A 23796-nucleotide genomic window follows, 5' to 3' on the forward strand; every position below is an offset into this window, starting at 1 on the left:
CACGTCTGTAGATCAACGGTCTCCGCAGCGTTGAAACGGTCGTGGGTAAACGGAACGCCATGTGCTGACGATTTGAGGCACTCGATGAACGAAATCATGACGTCATTTTCCGCTCTGACTCCTGCTCGAGCCCTTGTTGCCGACGACCCCGTCGAGATCGTGAAGTTCGCTGTGGATGCTTTCGGAAGGGGGAGTGCGGCGATCGCTACGCTTACCGAAATCCGGGGCGGTGCAGCGAGAGCCCTCGAGTCGCAAATCGTCATGGCCGAGGACGGCGTATTCTGTGGCTATGTTTCAGGCGGCTGCGTCGAGGCAGCTGTGGCCGCCGAGGCCCTGTCAGCGATGTCCCATGATCGCGACAGGAGGTCTCCTTCGGAGCGGGATCTCAATGCATGGACATTGTCCTGCCCTGCGGCGTCGGCACCTCACGGTGTCAATACATGTTCTGAGGAACGTAGACTGTCTCGTCGAAGTGTTAGATCTTTTTGCGGCGGCGCAAAGCGGCTGGCCTTTTGTATTCTCCCGCGCTACAACGGATTCAAAAGTCGGAGCCGCCCTCTCGAGCGCAATGGTCAGGCGAGCGGTTTCACACTGTCTATCGGCCCGAAACGCGCCTAATAGTCTCCGGAGAGGATGTGGAGGCCCGTGCGGTTGGTCGAGCTGCGAAGATATTCGGTTATGATTTCGGATTGGTGTCCGGCAGGGCATGCGTCTCCCATATTACCGGCAATATCGACGAATACACCGCGATTGCTCTCTTCAACATGACCTCGACCCAGGAACTGTCGGTACTCGACGCGGTCTTGATCGGAATAGGAATATTCGGCCCTACGCGGGACTCCAAGTATCTGTCGCTATCGGTAATGGCCGACATCGCGGCATCGCGTCTAGCTAGCTTTGCGCTATAGCGCTTCAGAAGAGTGCGATCTCTAGCAGATCCGTAAGATCGAAGGTCTGCACCGAGCTATTTGCGTAAATCCTGACTTTATGAAACGAGCCTTCCCGTCTCCAAGTCAATAACGCGGTAGCTGCCGTCAACAAGGAGGCTGAAAGAAGCGCTAATTGCGCTATGCAGTGCGCGGCTGCAGTAACCTCTAAATCAAATCGCCGACCATTTGCTGCGAGTTCTTCACTTTTTTGGAGCTAACCACCTATAGTCGCTAAATCCGCCGACACTGGTATCGCGTCAACGTCCTTCTATGCCGCAGCAAGCTCGCTCAGCAGCGTGGCAGCAGCTTTTAGATCTGTCGACTCGAAACCCTCTTCAAAGCGTTCGTAGACCGCCGAGAGTTCGTCGATGGCTTGTCTCAATTCTCCGCCATTTTTCAAGTGTCTTGCTAAACTCGTTGCCGCTCGCAACTGCCATGCAAGCGCCCCCTGCTGCTTTGCCGCGTCGATGGAGCGACGCAAATCCTGCATACCTTCGGAAGATTTGACTAGCAGTTTCCGGATTGCGCTCCGGCGCAGAATTTCTGGCCCGGCCCACCCTGTTTCATCGAAAAACGATCGACCCTCAGTATCGATCCCATCGAGCTGACCTGTAATAGTAGCGAGCGTGTGTAGCTGAAGTATTCCGTCGGTGGGAATCGGAGCGAGCTCCCCGGCATCTGGCGCTTCGATGCGAGCGAGGACACGCCGATACATTGTTGCCCATGAATTCCAATGCGTAAGCGTGTAGCGCGATGTCGCGGCGAACAACCTATCGATATATTCGCCCACGCGGTCGTGATATCCGCACCAAAGCAAGATAACGCAAGCAGACTGGGAGAGTGCCTGACATAGCGCCGGCGGCCCATCTTCCGGTGCAATCGCCACGGCCTCTTTCATGACCGCAACCGCCTGCTCCGACATCCCCTGCAGCCATAGGGTTCGAGAAAGAATAATACGCATCGATACACGCTTATCGACATGTATCACGCCCGCTGCCAGCGGAATGTTCACGACTGGACTGGCCAGCACGGTCTTCGTCAGCGTTGCCGATCGCTCAAGCAGTCCATTGAAATGGGTAGTTTGAGCCAATACCCGTTGCGCCGCCAAGATCGCCAGACCGTCTCCACTGTCAGTACTCAGTTTTCCTGCAGCTTCTGCGTTTTGAAGCGCCTCCCTGTAGTTTCCCATCCCCATCAGACAACCTGCAAGCAACATCCTCGGCGCGATTCGATATACGGGATGGCCAATTGCATCTGCAATCCGCACGGCCGTGGCTGCCCCGGTAACCGTATCCTGGTTCGGTCCGACCTGGTTGGTGTTCAAAAAGCTTTCAAACATATGAAGCTTGACTTGAGCATCGAGATCCGGGTGCGGGAGTGTTTGGGAATAGGCTATTGCGACCCGCGTTCGCTCGCGACATTCGTCGACAAGCCCCATATGCAGGCCAAGGGGCATGACCAGCGCGCTCAGCCGCACGCCGGCCCGAATGTCACCCTCGGGTGAAAAAGCCCACTCCAGAGCTTGACGAATGTCCCCGAGCATCGGCGAGTATCGCTCTACCCAGATAACACGCTTGGTACAAGTCCAATCCGTCTCGGCGCGCCGCATCGTCTCGATCGCCCACTCGACATGGAGACGTCGCATTCGAGGGGTTTCACCTGAAGCTTCCAGCTTCTCGAGAGCATAAACTCGGCTACTCTCAAGCAGCCGGTATGTCGTCACACCCGCCCGCACCGTCGGGTGTAGCAAAGATTTCCTTACGAGCCCGGCGAACGCGGTGGAAATTGAAGAGGATGAGAGATATTCATCGCCGCCGACCGTGGCCGCGGCTTCCAGTTGAAATGGTCCGGCGAACATGCTGAGGCGTCTAAAGACGATACGCTCCGCGGGGGTCAGGTTGTCGTGCGACCAGTCCAGCATCTTTCGGATCGTTTGATGGCGATCGACTGACGTTCGACGCCCAGGCACATCCAGGCAACTATCGAGCTGTTCGGACAGTTCCACGACACCGAGAACACCCATGCGCGTGGCGGCGATCTCAATTGCGAGCGGGATGCCATCGAGCTTTCGGCAAATATTCACAACGAATGGTACGTCGCTGTCGTCCAGTGACAGGCGGTGATCGCTGGACATTGCTCTTTCGACGAACAATTGAATAGAGGGATAAAGCTTCGCATCGTCGAGGCTGAGGTTCTCATCATTCGGAATATCAAGAGGTGCCAGTCGAAAGATTTGCTCCCCCTCGGCGCATAAAGTCTCCCTACTTGTCGCTAAAATGCGGAGATTGGGCGCTTCCTTCAGAAGAATTTCGACGAGCGGTGCGGCCGTGCTGATCACATGTTCGCAGTTGTCCAACACCACAACCGAACTACGATCTCTTAGGAAAGAGACAAGGCTTCGCACGGGATCATCGGCCTTCACGGACATCTCGAAGGCCGCGGCGACAGCAAACGGGACGAGAAAGCCGTGAGATACGGATGCAAGATCGACAAATACGATGCGCTGTTCCAACTTCGACCCGAGACGGCTTGCGACTTCGAGGGCAAGCGCGGTTTTTCCGATGCCGCCTGGACCAACTATATTTGTAAGCCTGTAGTTCTCGACGAGCTGCGCGACCTCATCAATTTCGGTCTGGCGACCGAACAACCTGCCAAGGGGCGCAGGAAGACGGCCATGTCGAATTTCTTCATCGGAATGTGAGTTTGGCTGGGCTTCTCTTGGGACAGGGATGCTCGCCTGAACCGACAGCTGATAACCGCCCGCCCCGATCCTCCGCAGGTAGCACTCGTGAGGACCTGCCGACAGCAAATGCTCGAGCATACGGATATGGGCATCGAAATCGATCTTGGTCGAAGGCTCCGAAGGCCATGCGATCTCGCGAAGATCAGCTTCAGTCATCGTCTGATTAGGTCGCTCGACGAAAGCCAGCAACAGCGCGGCTGCGTCTTCGCTGATCCGCCTCTGAACGTCTCCCTGTATCACCAGTCTGCTTTCAGGCAGAAACTTCATGGACCCGATGGGCAGGAATCTTTCCCGGGCGGCGGTAGAGATTGAGCTCTCTCCGCCAATTTCGTACGACTTTTCGCCCAGCCTGATATCCACGAACCATTTTCCATCGGGCAGCTGTCGAGCTGCGAAAGCGCTACATTAGTGCGATTATCATAAGCGTGTTACGAATTGACCAGCAACGTTGCGGGTGAATTTTTTTACCTGATTTAACCTCAAACAATGGTTGTGCTTCGTGGAATAAGTTGGCACAAGTTTCAAGGTTCTATATGCTGCGCCCGTGAACCTTCAACGACCGTAAACGAAGCGGCTATTCGAAGCACCTGAAGTCTTCTATTTCCTGGCAATCGTGGGGAATAGGGCGACAACCGCTCGCCGTCCACGTTGGAGCGCGATCGGCGCAGGCGCGTTTCGCGCAATTGGCGTTAAACCGGGCTCGGTACGAGCGTTTACGTCGACGGATATTCGGTACAGGACGTCAGATCAGGCGAAGCCGCACGGCTGTAGCAACGGCCTGGGTACGGCTGACGGCTCCGAGCTTCTGGATGGTCGAGTCAGGCATTTTGTCGATCCCGACGGAGCGGAGATCGTGGAAAGACTTATAGCATTCGATGAGCTTCAACGGAGCTATACCTATACGATACTTAGCTCCCATTCCCAGTCAGGAACTATAGGTCAAAACTCGAAGTAAAAGATCGCAACGAGGATATGTCCTCGCGTATTGAATGGGAGGGAGAGTTTACTCGCACGACCGGGAGCGACGACGAGGTGTCCGAACTATTCAATAAGATTTACAATGGAGGCCTCAGTGCTTTGGCGGCCAAGTTGTCGTCCAAGTGAATTCGGCGGTAACACACCCGGGTTTCCGTGCGGAACCGCTTCCGGGCTACCTCGGTCTTCGGTACGAGGACGACCCTCGGCCCTTATTCGGACGCGATCGTTTGCATTCATGGGAGAGGTTATATTTTCGCTGGCGAAGTGGCCGTTCAATAGTATGCGCTTAAGTGTAGGAGCGATTATAATTTATTTCGCGCGATGAGTGAACCATTGGGCTAAGATTTCAGCCGCGGAATGAAGTACTGGGGCCGGAAGGCGGGCAGCAAGTCTCGGAATTCGTGTTGCGTGTCGAAAGCTTTTGTAGCCTATAATGCGCCGTCATAGATTGGCGGGCACGACCATGGCGAACTCTCTAAGTTGGTCGAAAGCGTTTCTGAATTCTGTCAGGACTTACAAAGCCATCGTCCGATTGGCGGTCCTGCTTTTGATTGCTGCGCCACTCGCTCTATCATCGCGAAGTCTGGCTTTCAGCGAGCCGTCCTCGATTCCGGTCGCTACGACTCTCCCGGAGGTCGTATCGATACCAATCTCCGTCGCCAACGATATTAGGTTTCGACGTCTGAACGTAGCTCAAGGGCTATCCCAAACCCGCGTGTCCCTGATCATACAGGACGATGACGGCTACATCTGGTTCGGAACTCAGTACGGCGTAAACAGATTTGACGGTCATTCCTATCGTGTGTTCAAAAACGAGCCCAATGAACCGAACAGCCTCAGTGGATCTTACATTTTTGCGCTCTTCAAAGGGAAAGATGGGACCGTTTGGGTGGGCAGTGACCAAGGACTCGATGCCTTCGACAAGACTACTGAGACTTTCAAACACTTCGTCGTCGACAAGTCGAACCCGGTCGTCAACCACATCAGCGAGGATCCTGAAGGCAACCTCTGGCTTTCCACTGCTGACGGCCTCTACAGGCTAGATCCAAAGACAAGCGCAACTGTACGATTTCAAAACCATCCAGGCGATCCTGGAAGCTTGGCTAGCTCTGATGTGAAATCCACCGGCTTTGACCGCCAGGGAATATTTTGGGTGGTAAATAGTAAAGGCTTAGACGCGTTTGATCGGCGTTCCGGCAAAGTGACAGCACGAATCCCGCTCGAAGAGTCTGTGCGCGAATTCTATTTTCACGAGGACCGGTTTGGCGTCTTTTGGATCATTCACGGGTCAGGAAATGGGCTTGCTACTTTTGACCGAGCGAAAAACGAAGTTACCCAATATTCGTTCTACCCCGATAAGTTGACGCAATCGAATCTCACGGGCGTTTATTCGATATTAGAAACCCATGACGGCACGATCTGGTTAGCGACAATGGGTGCCGGTCTCCTGAAGTTCGATCGGCAACAAAAGCGGTTCGTGGCTTATCAGACAATTGCAACCGAACCGGAAAGCATCGGTGAGAACCGGGTTATCGCGCTTTTTGAAGACGCCGAAGGCAATGTCTGGACGGGGCTTCATGCCACACCACCGAACTTCTTTCCTGTCAGCCCGCTGCCATTCGAGAGCTTCAGGCCTCTGACACCGTTTTCGAATGCGTTTGGTGAAACCCTGGTAAATGCCATCTTCTACGACTCGCGAGGAAGGATATGGATCGGCGGCGGCGGGGCACTGACGGTGATCGATAGAAAAACACACGAGCGGAAGGTCATCGACCCTCTTCAGAATGGAAGCCCGGTGGAAGTGTTGTCGATTCTAGAGGCACACGACGGAACGTTCTGGGTAGGTACTCTCGGCACCGGTCTTCTTCAACTTGACACGGACGGAAGGTTGTTGCGAACCTTTCGGCACGATCCTTCAGATAGTTCAAGCATTAGCAGTGACATAGTTGGCGTGTTGGTTTTTGATCCCGCGGGTAAATTGTGGGCAACTACTTGGAACGGCATCGTCAGCTATGATCAGAGCACCGGGCAATTCAAGACGTATAAATACGATCCGTCTGCAGATGCCGAGGTTTATCACGCTCTGACGCGGCAGCATGACGGATTGTTCTGGCTAGGAAGCTCGGACGGTCTTTACAGTTTCGATTCCACTTCGGGAAAATTCGCGCGCTATAGCCACTCCCCGACAGATCCTTCCTCACTGAGCAACAATTCCGCAAACAATATCTATGTCGACAAACAAGGCATCGTGTGGATCGCGACCCAGGATGGGCTAAACCGTTTTGATCCGTCATCACGCCAATTCAAACGATACTATGAATCCGACGGATTACCCGGTGGTGTCGTCAGTTGCATATTGGAGGACGCCGACAATCATCTTTGGATGAGTACAAATCAGGGCATTGCGCGCTTCGACAAGAAAAACTCACAGTTCGAAAACTTTACCACCGCGGATGGCTTGCCCGGGAATGATCTCACTGGTTGGGACACCTGCTACACGAACGCTGACGGCGAGATGTTCTTCGGAGGCTTTTCGGGTGCGGCGGCCGTGAAGCCTCAAAACTTCAAGAAAGACACCTACGTTCCCCCACTCGTATTTACTGAGCTTCGACTTAGGGAACACGTAATCCAGCCCGGCACTGCCCCACTGACTTCGGGCGCCATCGGGCATGTGAAGAGGCTTAATTTGTCGCCCACGCAAAACGATTTCTCGATTTCGTTTTCCGCGCTAAGCTACCGGAATCCGGAGACACATCGATATCGCTATAGACTTGTTGGGCTCGATGATCGTTGGCAAGATGTTCGTAGTGGCGACCACAGTATAAACTTTTTCTCTATGCCCCATGGGTCTTTCCGACTGGAACTTCAGGCCTCCACCGGCCGCGGCCCCTGGCTGGAGCCACCGGCCGTCTTGGACATCGATATCGCCCCTGCCTGGTGGGAAACTATGTGGTTTCGCGGACTTTGCACGGCCGTTTTGGTAATCATATTGGCGGGACTGTACCGGTACCGACTTCGACAGATGGCTCGTACCTTCGATATTCGTCTTGCTGAGCGAGTTGGCGAAAGAAATCGCATTGCGCGTGAGTTGCATGACTCGCTCTTGCAGGGGGTCCACGGCCTAATGTTCAGTTTGCAGGCCGTCAGAAATCTGCTGCCAGAGCAACCGGACAAAGCCCTAGCTCTCTTCGACATCGCGCTTGAAAAAGGTGACCAGGCTATATTGGAGGGACGAAACGCCGTCCATGATCTGCGAGATAGCTATCTCACTGAGATGGACCTCTCGGAAGCGATAGCTCAACTTACTAACGAGCTTGAGAAGCTTGGTCCACAGCCGCCACCGACTATTGAAGTTGCTGTAGAGGGTGAGACCAGACACATCGTACCGGCTGTGCGCGACGAAGTATATCGCGTCGCGCGAGAGGCACTTAGAAACGCAATAGTCCATTCTGGCGCTACTCGCATTGAATGCGAGTTCGTCTATGGAAGACATATGTTCAGCTTGCGAGTTGGCGATAACGGCAAAGGTCTGGACGAGCGTATTGTGGACGCCGGGGTGAGAAAAGGCCATTGGGGCCTCCCCGGGATGCGAGAACGTGCCGAAAGCATTGGCGGGACAATGGAGGTGTTAAGCCGAAGTGGTCGTGGCACGGAGATCGTTGTTAATATTCCTGCTAAAACGGCCTATGCGTAAATCAAGCTTAGCAAATGAAAAGGGAAAGCAGTGACCCCACACTCTCAACCTATTCGTATACTTTGCGTCGATGATCACCCGCTCGTACGTGAAGGGATTGCCGCGTTAGTATCAAGCCAACTCGACATGGCTATCATCGCCGAAGCTTCCGACGGATACGACGCCGTAGAAAAGACCAAAGCCCTTCGTCCCGACGTCATTCTGATGGACCTTCAAATGCCCGGCATGGGCGGAATTGAAGCTATCAACGAAATCCGGAGGCATCTCCCCAACGGTCGTGTCATCGTTCTGACAACGTATGCCGGTGATGATCTCGTGAAGAGGGCATTATTGGCCGGTGCCCAAGCCTACTTGCTCAAGAGTGCCGTTCGAAAAGACCTACTCGATATCATCCGGGCTGTTCACAGAGGACAGAAGTATATTCACCCTGAAGCTGCGACCGGGCTAGCAACCCATCTCGGCGACGATTCCCTTAGCGTTCGTGAAATATCGGTTCTCAAGCTAATCGCCGACGGTAATTCAAACAAGATCATTGCAGTAGAGCTTTCGATTACCGAGGAAACCGTCAAGGGCCACGTGAAAAACATCCTTGGCAAACTACGTGCGACTGACCGCACACAAGCGGTCACTATCGGCTTAAAAAGGGGAATTATCGAGCTCTGAAATCCCACCGAGATTTTTGGCCTTGATGCGGCGAGCCTTAAGTGAGCGTTAAGGTTTGTGAAAGCTCGTGAATCAAGGTTCGGGTGAAACGACCCTCGTCTTGCCTGATGTGTAGGCACTTAGACGTCGCCAGCCGCAATGCGGTTACCAGAAGCAGATAACCGTCCGCCTAGACCGTATGTTCGTGGGGTGAAGGTGGCCCGCCCCCGCGATGAGTTAAAATCGGGGGTTGCTCTGGATTGGCCGGAGCCTTGCCCCAAACTTAGCGAGGGCGAACCATGAAAGAAGATAGCGTAATTTTCATCGGGTTGGATACATCCAAGCTGAAGATTTCGGTGGCGGTTGCAGACGGAGCACGTAACGGTGAGGTTCGGTTTTTCGGCGACATCTCCTCGGAACCGGCATCGGTAGCATCGATGGTCGCCAAACTTTCCAAGCGTGGAGGCAAGCTTCATTTTTGCTACGAGGCCGGTCCCACGGGTTATGGTCTCTACCGTCAGATCGTCGAATTGGGGCATGACTGCGTGGTGGTCGCGCCGTCACTGGTGCCCAAGCGTGCGGGCGACCGGGTGAAGACCAACCGTCGCGATGCCGTGAGCCTGGCACGCCTGCACCGGGCGGGTGAGCTGACCGCGGTCTGGGTTCCGGATGAAGCTCATGAGGCGATCCGCGACCTGGTGCGGGCTCGCGAGGCGGCCAGCGACGCGCTGAAACAGGCGCGTCAGCAACTTCAGTCTTTCCTGTTGCGTCATGGCCGGATCTACACCGGCCGCAAACCATGGACGCGTGCTCATACAAGATGGCTAACATGCCAGGCCTTCGATCATCCCGCCCACCACATCCTGTTGGCGGAATATTGCCAAGCCATCGAGGATGCCGGCGTGCGTCTGGACAGGCTGACCAAGCTGGTCGTCGAAACCGCGGCGTCCTGGTCAATGGCCCCGGTTGTAGCCGCCTATCAAGCGATGCGCGGCGTAGCCTTCATGACGGCGGTTACCTTTGTCGTCGAAATCGGCGATGTCAGCCGCTTCGACAATCCCCGTCAGTTGATGGCGTATCTCGGTCTGGTGCCATCGGAAAGCTCAACGGGCGAACGGGTCAAGCGTGGCGGGATCACCAGGGCGGGTAACACGAGGGCGCGTCGGCTCCTCATCGAAGGCGCCTGGACATATCGCTTCCCTGCGCGTGTGAGCCCGAAGATCCAGGCGCGGCTGGAGGGATTGCCACGGACAGTTCGAGAGATTGCCTGGAAAGGTCAGGTGAGGCTTTGCGCACGGTATCGCAAGCTGATAGCGGCAGGCAAGCCGAAGGTCGTCGCGATCACCGCCATCGCTCGGGAAATGGCCGCGTTCCTATGGGCGATCGGGCAGGAGGTCGCTCCCATGGCACAAGGCTAGATCCTCCAGGTCAGCTCGAGGAACAACGCTTAGCGAAAGCATTGAATCATCTGCTGTTGGACAAAGATGGAGGCAGGGCTCCGGTGGGGAATCCTCGTACAACCTATGTGGCGGACACAGTCAACGCCCGATGCTAGACCGAGGTAGCCCCAGACGAACAAACGGAAATGCGGTAGCCAACCCGCGCATAAGAGTATGCCAGCCGTCGTCAAAACGCCCTGTCTCCTCCTTTATTCAACAGCTTCACGCATGTACTTTCGCCGTCAAAGTCGAGAAGGAAAAATCATGGCCAAAGAGCTTGAAAACGAACATAAGAGGTTGTCGATGGATGCTTAGGAGTTAGAGAAGGCCGCCCCGATAGAGGGTGAACGCTATCCCCAATAGAGGCTTTAACAGGGGACGACATTATATAATGGTGTGGGAAAGGAGTTCGGCGTGCCACGATTTTTTTTTGTCGAACCACTTTCGGGCGTCGGCCGAGGCTTGTTACGCTACGCGCTCGCGATGGCGGCACTTGTCCAGCAGTCAGACAACGTCATCACTGGTTTCTCAATCGAATATTATATCGAATTGTGCATAGCGATCTCGCTGATAGTAGGGATCGCAACGCCGCTCTCTGCTATCTCTTTAAGTATCCTGTTCACTTGGCAAGGCATACAAGGTCAATGGGCGGATGAACATCTGTTCTGCCTGGGCGGCGCGAGCCTCGCCTCGGCGATGATCGGCCCGGGACCACTTTCACTCGACTCTCTGCTTTTTGGTCGAAGGCGTGTCAGAATTCCAAGATTTGATTCTTCTGCAGCCGGACCAACCACTTCAGTTATACCTCCAAAAAAGGGCGGAAGCCGCCCCCTTAAGAGGGATGAGGTGTGAACATTGAGTAGGTAGGATATTGATCCGGTCGACGCGGAGACAGTTGAACAAGGAAAGGATCCGCAGATGCTCGCCTCTCATAACTCATTTGAGCGCGCTCGGTTCTGGCATCAACCTCCGAGGCAACTCAATAGCCGATATAGCCTTAGGCCGCCCGGCGGGCCAGTCTATCTATTCGGACCCTTCAGGATCTCTCCTGGGAGCCGATCACTTCTACGAGATGGACAATCAGTAGATATAGGAAGTCGGGCGTTCGATCTTTTAATAGTCCTTCTGAGCGCACCGGGGAAGGTCTTCACTAAACATGATATTCTCCAAAAGGTCTGGCCGTCCTTGTTCGTAGACGAAGCGAACGTCAAAGTACAAGTCCGCCGACTGTTGAAAAATAGGCACGACGACGCTTTGCCCGCAGTTCGAAGATCCGGCTGACCCGCGCAATGGTGTTCATCAAGTCTGAATTCGGCAGCAACGCTCTGGAGCGCTGTTGCCCGGCGCTCCATTGATCGCCGGCACCGTGCTCGTTCATTGCATCACGGACATCTGGACGGATTGGTTAGAGCGCACTACACGGAGACTTGAGTAATTCTGCAGCTAGCCGGCTGGGAGACGGTATCGCTGTCACGTAGTAAAGAAACAGTGGAAGGGATATTCGGCTGATTTCCTGGGAAAGGCATGCGAAATGGCGTTGCATGATCAAGAACCCGCTATCACGACCTACGTTTTCGGCCCGTACAGATTTATCCCGCAGCGTCAACTCCTGCTGCGAGAAGGCGTACCCGTTCGAATTGGCGGAAGAGCGTTCGACATACTGACGCTTCTGGTAAGGCGAGCTGGCTCGATCGTGAGCAAGAATGAGCTTCTGACTTTTTGCTGGCCACGGACGTATGTCGAGGAGAGCAATCTCAAGGTCAATATGGCCGCATTGCGCCGGATACTGGATGACGGGTCGGAGGAAAATTACATCGCTACTGTCACCGGCCGTGGATACCGGTTTGTGGCGGACCTCGCCATAGAGCGGCAAGAACCTGCCACGCCCAAGCAAGTCGTCACTCAGGCAGCACCAATTCTAAAGCGACCCAACGCAATTGGGCGAACTTACGAGATGGAACATCTCGTCCAGATGCTGCCAGCCGCCCGGTGCTTGACAATCGTCGGCCCCGGAGGTGTCGGGAAAACCACCATTGCGCTTTGCGTTGCCCATTATGCGGTAACTAAATACCAGCATGTCTTTTTTGTCGATTTGTCTACCGTGGGCGACGTGCAATACGCTATGGCGGCTGTCGCAGCGGGCGTGGGCGCAAGGCAGCGGTCGGAAGACACTCTGTCGGAAATCGTTTCGGTCCTCGAAGGCAGGCATACGCTTTTGGTGCTCGACAACTGCGAGCATCTTTTCCCGACGGTGCCTGCGATCATCGCGCGGCTACTGGAAGCTCTTCCGACGCTCACCGTGCTAGCCACAAGCAGGGAGCAGCTTCAGATCAGTTGCGAGCAACAATATCGATTGCCGAATCTGATCGCGCCTCCCGCAGGCCGCGGGACCACGGCGGCTGAAGCGTTGGAGTTCAGCGCAGTCCAACTATTTGTCGATCGAGCAAATGAGCGCAGCAACTATGTACTCAGCGACGAGGACGCACCCTTAGTATCGGCCATATGCCGTCGGCTGGACGGCATTCCACTGGCGATCCAGCTTGTCGCGAGCAAGACTTTCGCTTACGGCTTGTCCAGCTTGTTGACCATGCTCGAACAGAAGTTCTTGCTTCTGAGCAATGGCGAGCGGACCGCTCCACTCCGTCAGCAAACCCTTCTGGCCACCATGGACTGGAGCTATCGGCTTCTATCGGAGGAAGAAGCTTCACTCCTGCGATTGCTATCGGTTTTCGCGGGTCCGTTTCGACTTCAGGACGCGGTCGCCATGGCAGAGGCTATTGAGTTCGATACGACACAGACGGTCGATGGACTGGAGCGGCTGGCAAGCAAATCGCTTGTTAGCGTCGATTACCAAAATGGCTCCCCAGTCTACAGGCTCTTGGAGGCTACCAGAGCCTTTGCGTCGGAAAGATTGAAGGATGCCGGAGAGCGTGACGGAGGCTTGCTGAGACACGCATGGCAAATGCTCTCTCTGTTTGAAAAAGCTGCCAACGAGCAGGATTCCCGCGACAAAAGTGATTGGATGGCCGAGTACGCTCACAGAGTGGACGATGCCCGCAATGCGATGGCTTGGGCGTTCACTCCCGAAGGCGATCAAATGCTTGGCGTGCGCCTGACCGCGGCACTGATACCGTTGTGGTATGAGCTTTCCTCCCTCAATGAAATGCAGTCTCGTGTAGAACGAGCGCTCCTTTCGACACGAGACCTCGGCGACTGTCCGATGGAGCTCACGATGAAGCTGATTGCGGCACGCGCATCGGGCATGACGTTTGCGCACTATTTGCCCCTCGATACCGAGGCCGCATGGAAAGAGTGCTACCGACTGGGTGTAGCAAGTGGGAACGCGAAATACCAGATCTTCGGGCTTTGGGGTTTGTGCTCCTATCTGATCTATACCGGGAGACCGCGTGAAGGCCTCCAGCAACTGCAGAAGTTTATCGCTTTGGCGGAAGCGCAGTCAGATCGTCTGGCAGTTGATGAAGCGCAGCGTAACATGGCGACAGCCGAGATTTATATCGGCGACATATCCTCGGCTCTAAGTAGGATTGAACGTTTGACCGCTAAAAGCACCCGGTCTGGCGACCCGGTACGATTTGCGCGCTTTCAAGCCGAACGAGGCGTTTCCGTGCGATGCACGTTGTCGCTCGCCCTTTGGGTATCCGGCGATGTTTGCCGCGCCATGGAAGTCGCCAGGGCTGCGGTTGAGAGAGCGGAGATCGCGGGACATGTCGTCTCGCATACGAATGCACTGGCCGTCTTCGCTGTACCGCTTTCCTTTTGGTCGGGCGACTACGATTCCGCTCAAGGCTTTCTGGCGGCGATCGAAGCCAACAGTAAACGCGAGGACATTGGCGTTTGGCGCGAATGGTGCCGGTTTTTCAAAAGCGCGATCCTTGCCAAGCGCGGGGAACCCGGAGCCGTCGCCGAGCTGGCGATGAGACTAAAGGAGATGATTGCAGCGAGACACGTCCTGCGAGCACCCATGCATTACAGTATGGTCGCGGAAGCGCAGCTGGAAGCCGGCTGCCTGGCCGATGCCCGCGCGACCATTGACGAAGCACTTCGGCTGGCCATCGAACAGGACGCGAACTGGGCCCTCCCCGAAATATTGCGCATCGCTGCCTTGCTGGATTTTCGAACTGGCGCATCGGCGAACGGAACGCAGTTGTTGCTGCGGTCGATAAGGGAAGCCTCGTGTATCGGCGCATTGACACTCGAGCTTCGCTCCGCATTAACGCTCGCGCTGATATTTGAAGCCGACGGCCGGCATCGGGAAGCATTTCAGATCCTCGACCCGACATGTGCCAAGTTCGATACACGTCAGCCCCATGCGGAACTGACGAGAGCACGTGCCTTGCTCGACACCTTGGCATCTGCTCCGGAATGCGGCGCCGTGGCTGTCTGAGGGCAGCCATCTTAAGTTCCGAACCTGTCGAGCCATTGCCCGTCGATTTAACGTGCACCAATAGCAACAGCCAGCGCTGCCGGCCGCCAGGAGGGGTTCCATGGCTCGCGGGCGGCATTTCCTTGGCTCATAGACCGAGCTGTCGCCTGTGCAGAGCCTTTTCTCCAAGAATATCAGTCCGATCGATGGAACGTCACACACTGAGTGATGCTGGTTACCACAAGCGCGGGCGAACAAAGAAAAAACTCAAAATCAACCCCTTCAGTATCAATTTAACCAGAATTAACCTGCGCGGCGATCTGCGAAGGAATATCGTCTAAAGAGTATTGTCTTTTCAGGGTTTAACGGGAGGAAGAACGTGGACACCCCGCGACGAGACGTGTTGAAGATGCTTGGCCTCGCGGCGATCCTTCCAATTCCCGTCAGAAATGCACTAGCCCAGCCCGCCCGTAGCTTCGTTTTTGCTAGTTATTCCGCCTACGATAGTGTCGATCCTCACACGGTCTTCGACGCCAGCAGGGCTGGAGCGCGTTTCAATCTGTACGACGGATTATATCGTTACGTTGATAACCCTCCAAAGCTGATACCTTGGCTAGCCGAAGGCTATTCCATTTCCGAAGACCGGAAATCCTATACATTTCGATTGAAGCGCGATGTAATATTCCACGATGGAAAACACGTTACAGCGGATGACGTGGTTTATTCCATCGAACGCATTCTTGCGCTCAACAAAGGTCCGTCGCCTCTATACCAAGGGATCATCAAACCGGGTACAACTGTAGCTCTAGATCCGTACACTGTCGTTTTCAACCTTTCGAGCCCGTCGGCGATATTTCTGAGTACCGTGCCGGACATTGTCGTGGTCAACCGCGACTTGGTAAAAAGTCACGAAATTGACGGGGACTGGGGCGAAAAATGGCTAAGCCGCAATGAAGCCGGTTCCGGATCTTACAAACTTGTCCGCTTCGATCCGGCTATAGGCTGGTCTGCGCAGCGATTTGAGCAACATTTCGCCGGTTTCGGAAGCGACCCGATCGACAATGTGGAATTTCGAAATGTCCTTGAAACAAACACACGCGTTCTCGGCTTGATGCGCGGAGACTATCATGGTGCCGACGGGTTCTTGCCCTACGATCAAGTCCTGCGACTAGAGCAGTCGCCCAACGTTCAAATAATCGACCAGGAATCCATGCGAGTGTTTCTAGTCGCCTTGAACAACGCAAAACCTCCGCTTGACGATGTCCACTTCCGACGCGCGTTATCCTATTCGTTTGACTACGAGGGGTATATCGCCAGCGTCATGAAAGGGTCGGTTACAAGGAATCCTGGCCCGCTGCCAGTTACGATGTGGGGATCGCCTCCGGACCTGAAGGGATATACCTACGACCTCAACAAAGCCGCCGATGAGTTAAAGAAAGCGAAATTGCAGCTTCGGCCCTTGACGATTGTCGCGATTGCCGGCCAACCCGAAAGCGAGCAGGCAGGAATTTTATTTCAGAGTTCTTTGCGTCAGATTGGAATTGACGCAACTTACGAAGCGACGCCATGGCCCATTCTTGTCAACCGATTGACCAGCCAGGAGACGCGCCCGGACGCCATTCCGTTTTGGAAGAGCACCTTTTACGTCGACCCAAACAACTGGGTAGGTGAAGGTTTCGGCTCCCGATACCAGGGACAGCGCTCGCTATCCTATTACAATAATCCCGAATTCGACAAACTGCTGGATAAAGCGCTGATTTCCGACAATCAGGCAGAGCGCAAGACCCTGTACGAAGAAATGACCCGGATGGTGGTCGATGACGCTGCGGGCATTTTCGTTTACAATACCAGATGGCATGGTACGTATTCGAAAAAGGTATCGGGGATCCGCTTTTCGCCCACTAACAATGGACAGGACCTGAGGTGGGCCAGCTTCAAACCCTGAGAATCATCCAAAGCGCGTGAGATTTCCCATGCTCTGGTTCCGCATTTTCTTGAACAGGCTGGCGTGGTTTATTCCGACTCTTTTCGCTTTGCTGATTTTCGTCTTTATCCTATCGAGGTCCGTTCCGATCGACCCGGCCGTTCTGATTGCCGGGGAGAATGCCTCATCGGCGCAAGTAACCGAAGTGCGGAAAGGATATGGTTTTCATAAGCCGTTGATATCCCAATTCGCGCTGTACTTAAGAAACCTATCGCGCGGAGACCTGGGAAACAGTCTGTACACCCATCAATCGATAAGCAGCGATCTCGAAGCACGACTGCCGGCCACTGTCGAGCTCGCAGCCAGTTCGATAATCGTCGCAATCCTAGTGGGCATACCGCTCGGAGTAGCATGTGGGATCTACTACGATACCCTCTTCGACCACCTCGTGCGCATAGCTACCGTCGCTAGCATGGCCGCCATCCCATTTTGGCTTGCTATCCAGTTACAGCTTCTCTTCTCAATGAAGTTGGACTGGCTGCCGCTATCGGGGCGATTTGACGGATTCCCGCCCACTCCCATCACAGGCCTTCTGACTATGGACACACTGATAGCAGGCGACAGGGAAGCTTTCTTTTCCGCCGCCAAACACCTCGTGCTACCCACACTCACTTTGGGACTTCCTACCGCCGCAACAATCCAACGCTTCACTCGAAACAGCGTGGCCAATTTCATCGATTCCCCGCCGATAATGTACCAGACCGCGATGGGCCTTCCTCGACGGATCGTCATATGGAAATATCTTCTCAGAATGTCGCTCTCCGCTACCATAGCGTTGATTGGGCCAGTCGTCGGCATCGCGCTGATCGGAGCCGTGGCGGTCGAAGCGATTTTCGACTGGCCCGGCCTGGGGAATTACGCGTTTCGCTCTATTCTTTATTCCGATTACAATGCGGTAATGGGGTTCACCCTCTTGTCGGGGTTAATTTTTTCGTTCGTCAATTTGATCATCGACCTGCTACAAGCTGCGGTAGATCCACGTGGGGCGCTCTGATCAGATCATGCCACGCTTACTTCGCGAGCCGATGGGACTCATAAGCGTGGGGCTTCTTAGTGCGATCGCGCTGATCACACTGCTCGCCCCTGCTATAGTCGCGCAGCCGCAAGTGCAAATCGCGGATCGACTGATGCCGCCTTCACTCAGCGCACCATTCGGCACTGACCGCATGGGTAGCGATTTGCTTTCCAGCGTAATCTGGGGCGCACGCACTACGCTTTTTGTTGCCATCTCGACGGCTGCCGCTGGGGTCCTTGTCGGAGTTCCCGTCGGCCTGATTTCGGGATATTACCGCGGCGGGCTCTCTCATTCGATGATGAGGGTATCGGACATCGCGCTGGCGATACCGCAGATCCTCGTTGCGATCGCAATCGCGCAGACCTATGGTCCGTCTTTGCTCACCCTGATCGTGGCGCTTTCGATAACCTATTGGCCATTCTGGGCGAGACTTGTCTATGCGGAAACAAGGTCCATTCGCAACGAGGTTTTCATTGAGGCAGCGGTGGCACTGGGATCGTCTCCCGGCCGTATTATGGTCTTGCATATCTTGCCCGCGGTGGCTTCATCGATCGCCGTGCGAACTTCCATGGGCATCGGTGCGACGATCATTTCCGCCGCGACGCTTGGCTTTCTCGGCCTGGGCGCGCCGCCGCAATGGCCGGAATGGGGAAGGATAATGGCGGAAAGCCGTGAATATCTACCGGATGCTTGGTGGTATCCCCTCGCTCCCGGTATCGCGATATTCCTGACCGTCCTCGGATTCTATATGTTTGCCGACGCCTTGGGCAACGTTCTCGAGCCTCGTCGGAGACGGGCTCGGCCGAAATGATCACGCCAGTCTTGGACATTGACGGACTTTCGGTCGTTTACGAAACGGACCACGGTCCCGTCACCGCTCTCGACCACGTTCGTCTGCTCGTCAATCCCGGCGAGATCCTCGGCCTGATTGGAGAAACCGGCTGCGGTAAAAGCACGCTGGTGCGAGCAATATTCGGCATATTGCCGCGCAATCGTGCAAGGATCACGAAAGGCCACGTACTATTGAACGGCATCGACATGCTGGGCAATGATAAGCGGGCTCGGCACGCACGAGGCCGCCATATCACTCTTGTCCCGCAAGACACCTTTGCAAGCCTGAACCCACTGTTTCGGATAGGCACGCAGGTCATCGATTTTATTAAGTCCGCTGCATTTGGGGACAGATTGATGCCCCTAGTGGGCGGTCGAGCCAAGTATCAGACGGTCGCATTGGAGATGTTGGAGGCCGTTCAACTGCCTGGGGCGCGTGACATTTTGCTTCAATATCCGCATCAACTGTCAGGCGGCCAGCGGCAGCGCGTCATGCTCGCCATGGCATTGTATTCGCGGCCGCAAATCATAATCGCGGACGAACCGACAGCCGCACTCGACGCGCCAATACAAGCCCAGATTCTGGCCCTCCTGCGACGTATCGCCAGGGAAAAAAGAGTCGCGATACTTTTTACGACGCATAACCTCGGCGCAGCGTGGGAGATTTGTGACCGAATTATTGTCATGCATGGAGGGCGCGTCATCGAGTCTGCCCCACGAGAGACCTTCTTCGACCAATCTCTGCATCCCTATACCAAACAGTTGATCGAGAGCAGCAAGTCTCCCAATCGAGCCCCTCGTTGGGTTACGGGTGATGTCGTTGATCCCCTACCGCGTAATCACTGCCAGTTCAGTTCAAAATGTCCACGCGCCTCCAAGCTGTGCGCGGAACTTCAGCCGGTTTTAGTGGAACATATTGCAGGACATTCCGTGGCTTGTCACAATCCAGCGACAACTCGGGATCGAACCGTAAATGAGTGAGAGCCCAAATCTTCTTGAAATCAACAATCTGGGCTGCGATTTTTCAATCCGCGAACGCCTCGGCTGGCGGAGACGAGTGCTGCGAGCCGTCGATAGGGTTGATTTGACCATTTCGAATGGTGACATTTTCGGTATCGTCGGAGAAACCGGTAGTGGTAAGACGACGCTCGGCAAAGCTATCGCAGGTATCCAAAGACCCACGAGAGGAGCAGTTCGGCTGTCCGGGAAGGTCGTCTCGTCCGTGGATATCAGACTTCCCAAGTCGGTATCTGCTCAGATGCAATATGTTTATCAGGATCCCGGCGCTTCCCTCGATCCCCGTTGGACCTTGCGCCGTTCGCTTCACGAGCCTCTCGTGATCCATTCTCCGCGTAGCTCGGCATCGGATCGCGAAAATAGCGTTAGAAAGATGGTGACGGCCATGGGTTTGTCCCCAGGGCTACTCGATCGTTTCCCCCACGAAGTTAGCGGCGGGCAACTGCGCAGAATGGGCTTGGCGCGGGTTCTTGTCCTCGCACCCAAAATTGTCATTTTCGACGAGCCTACCGCCGGGCTCGACGTGCTGGTTCAGGCGACGGTTCTGGGCTTGATGCGCGATCTTTTGGATCAATTCAAGTTGACATACATCCTGATCAGCCACGACATAGCGGTGGTTAGTTCGATCTGCAATCGGCTCGCGGTGATGTACGGCGGAAATTTGGTCGAGATCGGTCCGACGACACAGGTGCTGAAGGAACCCCTACACCCCTACACGCGATCACTCCTTGCTTCATCACTCCAGATAGGTGGATCGAGGCTGACCGATAGCCTTGAACCTTTGAACACCACCGCCCCCCGGGGCACTCGGTAGGGTGTCGATACAGGCACCGCTGTCCCGTAGCCATGCCGATTTGTTCAGCGACCGGCCCAGGCATGGTTCTCCGGAATCGGCGCGGCTTTGCCTGTCTGCATTACGGAGAGCAAAGCGAATACAATCGGAGGATTTCGCGAAAGAGACCAACAAAAGGGGCCCGCTCGTGAGAAGTAACGGCTCGGACGCGGTCGTGCCACCCGCAAGATCTCGCGGAACGGGGAGGGAGGCCTTTTCGGCGTCGCCACCAGACCACCAGACTAGCTTCGAGTCGATAATAAAAAGATAGCGCATTGACGAATATATTTCGACATACAAATGTATATCCAGATAATTACTTCGTGTGGCCGGCCTCGGCAGCTTCATTTCGAACTACTCACCCCCTGCATCGAAGTCCAAGGAGCTTTCAACTACTTCGCTTTGTCTCCCTGGAGAAATCTGCTCAGCGCGGACGCCAATACCAGGCCGACACCGACAGATGAAGTAAGCACGATCGCACTTATCGTCAGCGACGCCGTCTCGGCTATCAGACTGATGGGCGTGCTTCGACCACCCGCCATAATCTGGAGGCCGCCCACTCCGGCACGGAAAGCATACGAACCCGGGATCATCGCCACCGTCCCAGGAAATGCGAAGGTCGGCCAGGGCAAGGCCAGCAATCGACCGAAGGCGTGGGACAGCAGACCTGCGAGGAAAGAACAAAACAACGTAGCTGCGGCGAGCTCAAGGCCCAGCGTGCCTAATTCGCTTCTCAATCCGTGGCTTATAGTGCCGCAGATCACACACGCTACGACGGCCCTGACAGGAGCATTGAAAAGCATCGCGAAGCCGAACGCGGCCACCGCGGAAAAGACTACATCCTGCCATATCGGAATAGGATAAGTGGGAAGAGCGGTAGTCAGCGGTTTGCCGACACAGTACGCGGCTAGGAACAACGCGAATCCGATGGCGATTGCCGTTATTCCGCCCGTGAAAAGCCGGGCCAAGCCTATTCCCGAGTGCGCTCCGGCCATGTCCGAGATCCCGTTGATGAGAGGCACTCCCGGAACCAGGATCATGCCGACCGCTACGAACGAAAGCGCGGGGTCGGCCGCCGGGTTCAAGCATAGAACTGAGGCTGCAAGCACCGCGCTTAGAAAGGCGATCAAAAATGACGCCCCGATGGGGTTCGCCCGGCGGCTTCCTAGAAATCTTCGCAGTACAATGTTCAAAATGCCTCCAACGAACGCGGCTGCGAAAACCGGCCATGCCGCGCCGAACAAGCGGGCTAGTGAAGCGGTAGTTCCCGCGACGGCGAGAACAACGAGCCAACTGGGATATAGGGATGGCGCATGTTCAGCCTCGTCAAGTCGGCGAGACGCTTCTTCGAGATCGAGTTGGTCACTGCAGACCTGGGAGATGATAGCATCGACGGCATCGAAGCGCCCGCTGTTAACTCCCATGCTGTTGATCTGGTGCCCGATCCTCGCATGAAGGCTCGCGCCGGAACCGATTGCCAGAATGAGGCGTTCGCCGCTTATAAACAGTTCGGCCGTCAAGCCGAAGTGCGACACCAAAGCGTCCGTCCGCTGCCGCGCATATTCGGTGTCCGCCCCGCTCAACAACAACAGACGACCCATCTTCAAGACGAGATGGCCGATGGAATCGATTTGGAAAGCACCGTCCTTCATAATACGGCCTTTGACCGGCTTCCATAGCAATGAATGCCGCGACTTGTTCGCCATCTTTGCCGACCAGCCCAACTCCGACCGCAGGTCCTCATGTGCCCCCTTCTTGGCGATCAAGCGCCTGCCAGGCCCTCGCCCACCATGTCCGATGGCCTGATGGTTTGATCAAAAAGTTCCTGACTAACCCTTCCGGAGGCAATTGCGGCTTCACGGAGCGTCGTGCCGTCGGCGATCGCCTTTTCCGCGATGTGTGCGGCGTTTTGGTATCCGATGACCGGTGATAGTGCGGTAACTAGCATTACGCTCCCTTCAACGTAAGCCTTGATCTTTTCAGTATTGAGCTGCGTTTCCTCGACGGAAAATCTTCGGAATTTATGGCACCCGTCGGCCAGTATCCGTGCGGAATGCAGAAAGCTGTCGATGATCACCGGGCGCATGGCGTTCAGCTCGAAGTTGCCTTGACTCCCGGCGAAGGCGACGGCGGTATCGTTGCCCATCACCCGGATCGCGATCATCACGATCGCCTCGCACTGGGTCGGATTGACCTTTCCCGGCATAATGGACGATCCCGGCTCGTTCGACGGCAAAACGAGCTCGGCAAGACCACAGCGCGGTCCCGAGGCAAGCCATCGCATGTCGTTTGCGATTTTTATGAGGGCGACGGCCAAGCCTCTCAACGAGGCGTGCGCTCTAACCATCGCGTCAAGCGATCCCTGTGCGGCGAACTTATTCGGCGCGGTTACGAACGGCTTTCCCGTAAGCTCGGCAAGCTTTGCAGCGACTTCACCGGAGAACCCTTTCGGAGCGTTCAAGCCCGTCCCTATAGCGGTTCCACCTACGGCAAGGTCGTATAGGCCGGCACGCGCCAATTTGATGTCTTCGATCGCAGCCCGAAGCTGCCCTGCCCAACCATACCACTCTTGGCCGACGGTCAGAGGCACTGCGTCTTCCAAATGCGTTCGGCCGATCTTCACCACATCGAGCCAACCATTGGCCTTTTTCTCGATCATCTCGACCAGACGTTCGACAGCGGGAAGCAGAACGCTGTCGATTGAAATGACAGACGCTATGTGCATCGCGGTCGGAAATGTATCGTTCGACGACTGGCCCATATTAACGTCGTCGTTCGGTCCGATAGGTTTCTGCGAGCCGAGAGCACCGCCAAGGAGCTGAATTGCTCGGTTTGAAACTACCTCGTTGATATTCATGTTCGACTGCGTACCGGATCCGGTCTGCCATACGAACAAAGGATAATGGTCGTCCAACTGCCCCTTGATCGTCTCGTCGCAAGCCCGCACGATGGCGTCCCGCTTCCACCCGGGCAAGCGGTCCGCCTTTGCGTTGACGAGTGCGCATGCTTTCTTAACATATCCATAGGCGTGATAGACCTCCTTGGGCATTCGATCGCCCCCGATATCGAAGTGAAGCAACGAACGTTGTGTCTGCGCGCCCCAGTATCGGTCGGCAGGAACTTCAACGCTCCCCATGGAGTCGAATTCTTCCCGGCTTCCCGATGCGGATATTCCAATCGGCAGGTCCAACAACTCGGGGTGCGAAGCATCGTTTGCTGAGGTCATCTGTTTCTCTCGGAGCGATAGGAGGTCATATCACGAGCGCTATCCTGACGTGCGGTGATGACGCGAACACCCAGATCAAGGA

Annotated in this window: 18 protein-coding genes; 13 read left to right on the forward strand and 5 right to left on the reverse strand. The window is 55.3% G+C overall.

Annotated elements, in window-relative coordinates; all coding sequences use genetic code 11:
* Positions 1–96: 96 nt before the first annotated feature.
* Together PY650_RS37150 and PY650_RS37155 are read left to right on the forward strand one after the other, a co-directional pair.
* Positions 97–618, forward strand: coding sequence for an XdhC family protein (locus PY650_RS37150; protein WP_349644502.1), 522 nt, complete (start codon positions 97–99; stop codon positions 616–618).
* A 17-nt stretch (positions 619–635) separates the two neighbouring features.
* Positions 636–908, forward strand: a complete 273-nt coding sequence (locus PY650_RS37155; protein ID WP_349644501.1) for a hypothetical protein — start codon at positions 636–638, stop codon at positions 906–908.
* Between the two features lie 289 nt (positions 909–1197).
* Here the strand turns inward: PY650_RS37155 and PY650_RS19285 are convergent, their stop codons facing one another.
* Both PY650_RS19285 and PY650_RS19290 read right to left on the reverse strand, forming a co-directional pair.
* Positions 1198–4032, reverse strand: coding sequence for an ATP-binding protein (locus PY650_RS19285; RefSeq protein WP_285881119.1), 2835 nt, complete (start codon positions 4030–4032; stop codon positions 1198–1200).
* Positions 4033–4414: 382 nt separating this feature from the next.
* Positions 4415–4558: a hypothetical protein gene (locus PY650_RS19290; protein ID WP_285881120.1), complete on the reverse strand. Its 144-nt coding sequence runs from the start codon at positions 4556–4558 to the stop codon at positions 4415–4417.
* Between the two features lie 555 nt (positions 4559–5113).
* Between PY650_RS19290 and PY650_RS19295 the strand changes: the two genes are divergently transcribed.
* From PY650_RS19295 to PY650_RS37430, 5 genes are all read left to right on the forward strand, one after another.
* Positions 5114–8344, forward strand: a complete 3231-nt coding sequence (locus PY650_RS19295; RefSeq protein WP_285881122.1) for a sensor histidine kinase — start codon at positions 5114–5116, stop codon at positions 8342–8344.
* Positions 8345–8374: 30 nt separating this feature from the next.
* Positions 8375–9007: a response regulator gene (locus PY650_RS19300; RefSeq protein ID WP_285881123.1), complete on the forward strand. Its 633-nt coding sequence runs from the start codon at positions 8375–8377 to the stop codon at positions 9005–9007.
* 278 nt (positions 9008–9285) lie between these two features.
* Positions 9286–10404: an IS110 family RNA-guided transposase gene (locus tag PY650_RS19305; protein ID WP_285881124.1), complete on the forward strand. Its 1119-nt coding sequence runs from the start codon at positions 9286–9288 to the stop codon at positions 10402–10404.
* Between the two features lie 435 nt (positions 10405–10839).
* On the forward strand, positions 10840–11277 hold the full coding sequence (locus PY650_RS19310; RefSeq protein ID WP_285881125.1) for a DoxX family protein: 438 nt from the start codon (positions 10840–10842) through the stop codon (positions 11275–11277).
* Between the two features lie 66 nt (positions 11278–11343).
* Positions 11344–11706 (forward strand): winged helix-turn-helix domain-containing protein, encoded by a 363-nt coding sequence (locus PY650_RS37430; RefSeq protein WP_432761550.1) that lies wholly within the window; start codon positions 11344–11346, stop codon positions 11704–11706.
* On the opposite strand, the gene PY650_RS19315 is transcribed toward PY650_RS37430, so the two are convergent.
* On the reverse strand, positions 11633–11803 hold the full coding sequence (locus tag PY650_RS19315; RefSeq protein WP_285881127.1) for a hypothetical protein: 171 nt from the start codon (positions 11801–11803) through the stop codon (positions 11633–11635). The two genes, PY650_RS37430 and PY650_RS19315, sit on opposite strands and share 74 nt — an antisense overlap.
* 153 nt (positions 11804–11956) lie before the next feature.
* Between PY650_RS19315 and PY650_RS19320 the strand changes: the two genes are divergently transcribed.
* The 6 genes from PY650_RS19320 (at position 11957) to PY650_RS19345 (ending at position 20470) form a co-directional block, all read left to right on the forward strand.
* Positions 11957–14830: an ATP-binding protein gene (locus PY650_RS19320; protein WP_285881130.1), complete on the forward strand. Its 2874-nt coding sequence runs from the start codon at positions 11957–11959 to the stop codon at positions 14828–14830.
* 358 nt (positions 14831–15188) lie between these two features.
* Complete coding sequence (locus PY650_RS19325) at positions 15189–16754, forward strand: ABC transporter substrate-binding protein (RefSeq protein WP_285881131.1); 1566 nt, start codon at positions 15189–15191, stop codon at positions 16752–16754.
* A gap of 28 nt (positions 16755–16782) precedes the next feature.
* On the forward strand, positions 16783–17787 hold the full coding sequence (locus tag PY650_RS19330) for an ABC transporter permease (protein ID WP_285881133.1): 1005 nt from the start codon (positions 16783–16785) through the stop codon (positions 17785–17787).
* 46 nt (positions 17788–17833) lie between these two features.
* Positions 17834–18619 carry an ABC transporter permease gene (locus PY650_RS19335; RefSeq protein ID WP_285881134.1) on the forward strand — a complete coding sequence of 262 codons (786 nt, stop codon included), beginning with the start codon at positions 17834–17836 and terminating at the stop codon, positions 18617–18619.
* Entirely contained in the window at positions 18616–19620 is a 1005-nt protein-coding gene (locus PY650_RS19340) for an ABC transporter ATP-binding protein (protein ID WP_285881135.1), read from the forward strand. Before PY650_RS19335 ends, PY650_RS19340 begins: the two co-directional genes overlap by 4 nt.
* On the forward strand, positions 19613–20470 hold the full coding sequence (locus tag PY650_RS19345; protein ID WP_285881136.1) for an ABC transporter ATP-binding protein: 858 nt from the start codon (positions 19613–19615) through the stop codon (positions 20468–20470). The genes PY650_RS19340 and PY650_RS19345 overlap by 8 nt, the downstream gene beginning before the upstream one ends.
* Positions 20471–20880: 410 nt before the next feature.
* Here PY650_RS19345 and PY650_RS19350 read toward each other — a convergent pair whose 3' ends face one another.
* Together PY650_RS19350 and fumC are read right to left on the reverse strand one after the other, a co-directional pair.
* Complete coding sequence (locus PY650_RS19350; RefSeq protein ID WP_285881137.1) at positions 20881–22254, reverse strand: threonine/serine exporter family protein; 1374 nt, start codon at positions 22252–22254, stop codon at positions 20881–20883.
* A complete protein-coding gene (gene fumC, locus PY650_RS19355; RefSeq protein ID WP_285881138.1) occupies positions 22251–23714 on the reverse strand; it encodes a class II fumarate hydratase in 1464 nt (487 codons plus the stop codon). Before fumC ends, PY650_RS19350 begins: the two co-directional genes overlap by 4 nt.
* Positions 23715–23796 lie beyond the last annotated feature (82 nt).

The organism is Martinezella calliandrae (assembly GCF_030272695.1).
Taxonomy (GTDB): Bacteria; Pseudomonadota; Alphaproteobacteria; order Rhizobiales; family Rhizobiaceae; genus Rhizobium; species Rhizobium calliandrae.